Below are 3416 nucleotides of genomic sequence, written 5' to 3'. Positions count from 1 at the left end.
AGACTTCCTGCACACCTACAACCATCACCGCTGCCACACCGCACTCGGCGGCCACCCACCGATCAGCCGCGTGAACAACGCTTCAGGTCAATACAGCTAGAGCGGGCTACGCGATGCCTGCCTCCAGGCAAAGACGCCCGAGACCCAGACATGCTGAGCATCTTCTTGAATGAAGGACACCTCACCCGCTGGCGCGGCAACGCGCTTGCCCTCATCGGGGATGACGAAGCGGTGGGCAGCCTCTACACGGCACTCGACACGGCAGATCCCACCTTCATCCGAGCATCCGCAGGACTGCGCTGCGATCTGGCGCAGGCGCACATGGCCCGCGGCGAGTACGACCAGGCGCAAGAGCATCTGCGCCATGCCCGCCTTATTGCGAGTCGCACGGGTTCAGTGCGTCAGCGACGCCGCGTCGAACAGCTCACGCAGCGGTTGTAGGAGAAGCGCCGGCGCCACGCGAAGACAGGACATGCAGCAGAGCCACAAGCGTGCCCGAGCCCATGAGTTCCCCCCGCGCCATGAGGCCAGGAACGTCGGATAGAGGTACCCACGCGATGTGTCCGGCCTCTTCCAAGTCTGTCGGGTCCCCAACCAGCTTGGCGCCCTTGCCCACGAAGATCTCATGCGGCGAGTCGACCATGCCCACCATGGGCTGATACGTGACCACGTGCTCAAGAGCATCCGGACGCCACCCGGTCTCTTCCTCAACCTCACGCAACGCCGTCTGCAAGGGCTCTTCGCCCTCGTCGACGATGCCCCCGGGGAGCTCCCAGCCGAAGGAGTCGGGGACGAAGCGATAGCGCCACAACATCAGGACGCGGTCCTGGTCGTCGATGACCGCGGCGATGGCCACGTGATGTAGCTTCACGACGTGATGTTCAAAGCGCTGGACCCCGGGCGGCTCCACGTCGACGAGGCTGAGCTTCACCCAGCGGTTGTCGTACAGCGTCCGCTCACCATGGATCTGCCACCGCTCCACATCGGCCGGCGCTTTCGTGGCCACAGAGCGATCAGGCACCCGGTAGGAACTACGTCCATGCACCTCGATGGTGCCTTCGGCAACAAGCTTCGCCAGCACCTGCCGTAGAGCCGTCCGGCCGATGCTCAGCTCTTCGGACAGGGTCCGCTCAGACGGGATCTTGGAGCCAGGCAGGTACTTCCCGGTCGAGATCCACTCGCGGATCGTGCGGTAGACCCGCTCCGACTTCGGCCCCATCCGGTGCGCACGCTCCCTACAGGTTGAGTTGCGGTGACCCGCTAAGCGTAACGGTCACCTACTCACGTGAGTAGATCGTCCGGATCGGGACGTTCACCCGGGATGTCGGATCCCAGCTGATGCCTGACGTTCTGGTCCCAGGTGATGCTTGACGGTGGGCCTAGACAATGTAGGGAGCCCCGTGGGGCTTGTTCGCTTTCACGTTACGGACCGGGACGTCGGTCGTGCGCCGGATCACCCGGATCTGGCCGTCCAGCTCGACGCTGATCGTGGAGTCAGAGACGTGCACGGTCACGGTCTGCCCTGCGTACGGTCGGCCGAGGGAAACGACCTGCCGACAGACCATGACCGTGCCCACCGCGCTGACCCGCCGCTGCACCCGCACGGGCTCGATGCCCGGACGCGGCGGCGGTCCGGCCGGCCGCAGTCCCCGCAGCCTGCGGACTTCCTCGCTGGTCAGCGGGTTGGGCCGCACCCGCAGCAGTTCCCGCGAGGACAGGTCGAAGAACGACAACGTCTCCTCATCGATCCGGACACCCACCTGACGCCCTCCGAGGATCTCCGCCGCAAGCACCTGGTGCCCACCCAGGCCGACCAGGCCGCTGTTGTTCACCACCCGGTCCACCTCGAACGCCGCCCCACCGCCGGCCGGAAGCGGGGCCGGTCCGGCCGCACGTCCGCCCTGGACGGCCAGCCGTCCCAGATCCGCCACCGACAAGTGCGACCGCACGGTCTTGATCCGCATCCCGGCGACCAGCAGATGGATCACCGAGGTATCCGCCCAGAAAGTCACCGTCAGCCCTGAACGGGCCGGCCCGAGCCAGAACTGCTTGCCCGCGACCTGCAGATTCCCACTCGCAGGCACCACCCGCTCGAACTCCACCGGCCCACCGGCCTCCACCGGCACCGCCGCCGGGACCAGCCCAGGAAGGCTGACCGACGCGGGCGACACTTCAACCGGATCCCGCTCCGCAGGAGGTGTCCGCTGCTGCGGCACCATCGCCAGCACTCCGGGGATCTTCAGGCCCAACACGTCCCGCTCCTGCTCAGCAACCGGGGCGAACCGGTCCGCCGGGGACTGCATGTCCAGGGCCTGATGCGGACGCATGGAGTTGTATTCCTCCACCCACGCATCCAGCGCCGCCTGAGCCGCCTCGATGCTCTCGAACGCGCCGCAGTCGTCGAGGAGTTCGCGCCGCAGTGTCTGATGGAACCGCTCGACCTTGCCCGTCGTGGTCGGCGAGGCCGGCTGGGTGAGCCGATGCGCGATCCCGTTCTCCCGACAGATCCGGTCGAACAACACCTCACCGCCCTGCCCGAACCGGTCGGTGAACTGCTTGCCGTTGTCGGTCAGCACCTCCTCCGGCACCCCGAACACATGCAAAGCCCGGGCGAACGCCGCGCAGACCGCCCTCCCGGTCGCCCGCTCGACCACCGACGCGATCACGCAGTACCGGGAATGATCGTCCACCCCGGTCACGACCTTCGCCTCGGTCAACTCACCGGTGACCGGGTCGACCAGCATCACGCCGCCGACGATGTCCATCTGCCACAGCTGCATCGGCCGGTCCCGCTGCCAGCGCCTGTAATCCGACCGCTTCCTCCGCCGCACCCCCGGCTCCACCAGCCCATGACGGACCAGGATCCGATACACCGTCATCCGCGACGGCACCGGGCTCACCGTCCCGGACCGCTCCAGCACATGAGCGATCCGCCGCGGACCCCACTTCGGATGCTTGCGCCGCAGCTCGCACACCGCCGTCTCCACCTCGGCAGAGGCCTGATGCGGACACGACGCCGGCCTGCGCGAACGATCCGCCAACCCGGCCAGACCGGAGGTCTCATAGCGGGACTTCCAGCCGCTGACCGTCTGCCGGGACACCCCAAGCGACGCGGCGACCTCGGTCACCGTCGCTCCCGCCAGCACGGCCAGGACAGCCCGGTATCTCTGCTCGACAACCGACAACTCCACCAGCGCCAATCCCGGCCTCCTGCCACGCGCCGCAACGACGCGCACAGAAAAGCCGATCACGGCCACTGTCAACCATCAGCTGGGACCGAACTGTCAAGCATCTACCGGGATCCGACAACGTTCACCCGGGATGTCGAGTCTCAGTTGATGGTTGACGGGTTGGCGTCGGGTGATGCTTGACGTCTGCCCTAGACGATCTTTCGGCGGTTGTGTTCGCCGGACTTG

Annotated in this window: 2 protein-coding genes and 2 pseudogenes; 2 read left to right on the top strand and 2 right to left on the bottom strand. The window is 66.8% G+C overall.

Annotated features, from left to right (window positions below; genetic code table 11):
• A pseudogene (locus ACZ418_RS42835) lies at window positions 1-100 on the top strand (IS481 family transposase); the annotation flags it as partial.
• Window positions 97-441: pseudogene (locus ACZ418_RS42830) on the top strand (XRE family transcriptional regulator); the annotation flags it as partial. The pseudogenes ACZ418_RS42835 and ACZ418_RS42830, both read left to right, overlap by 4 nt.
• Here ACZ418_RS42830 and ACZ418_RS42825 read toward each other — a convergent pair.
• Both ACZ418_RS42825 and ACZ418_RS42820 read right to left on the bottom strand, forming a co-directional pair.
• Entirely contained in the window at window positions 425-1219 is a 795-nt protein-coding gene (locus ACZ418_RS42825) for an NUDIX domain-containing protein (protein WP_468374289.1), read from the bottom strand. The pseudogene ACZ418_RS42830 and the gene ACZ418_RS42825 overlap by 17 nt on opposite strands.
• Before the next feature lie 160 nt (window positions 1220-1379).
• Window positions 1380-3185 carry an IS481 family transposase gene (locus ACZ418_RS42820; protein WP_468374292.1) on the bottom strand — a complete coding sequence of 602 codons (1806 nt, stop codon included), beginning with the start codon at window positions 3183-3185 and terminating at the stop codon, window positions 1380-1382.
• Between the last annotated feature and the right edge of the window lie 231 nt (window positions 3186-3416).

This window comes from Streptomyces sp. NPDC030820 (genome assembly GCF_055572075.1).
The sequence above is the reverse complement of the archived record's forward strand: the minus strand, read 5'-3'. Positions and strand labels throughout refer to the sequence as shown.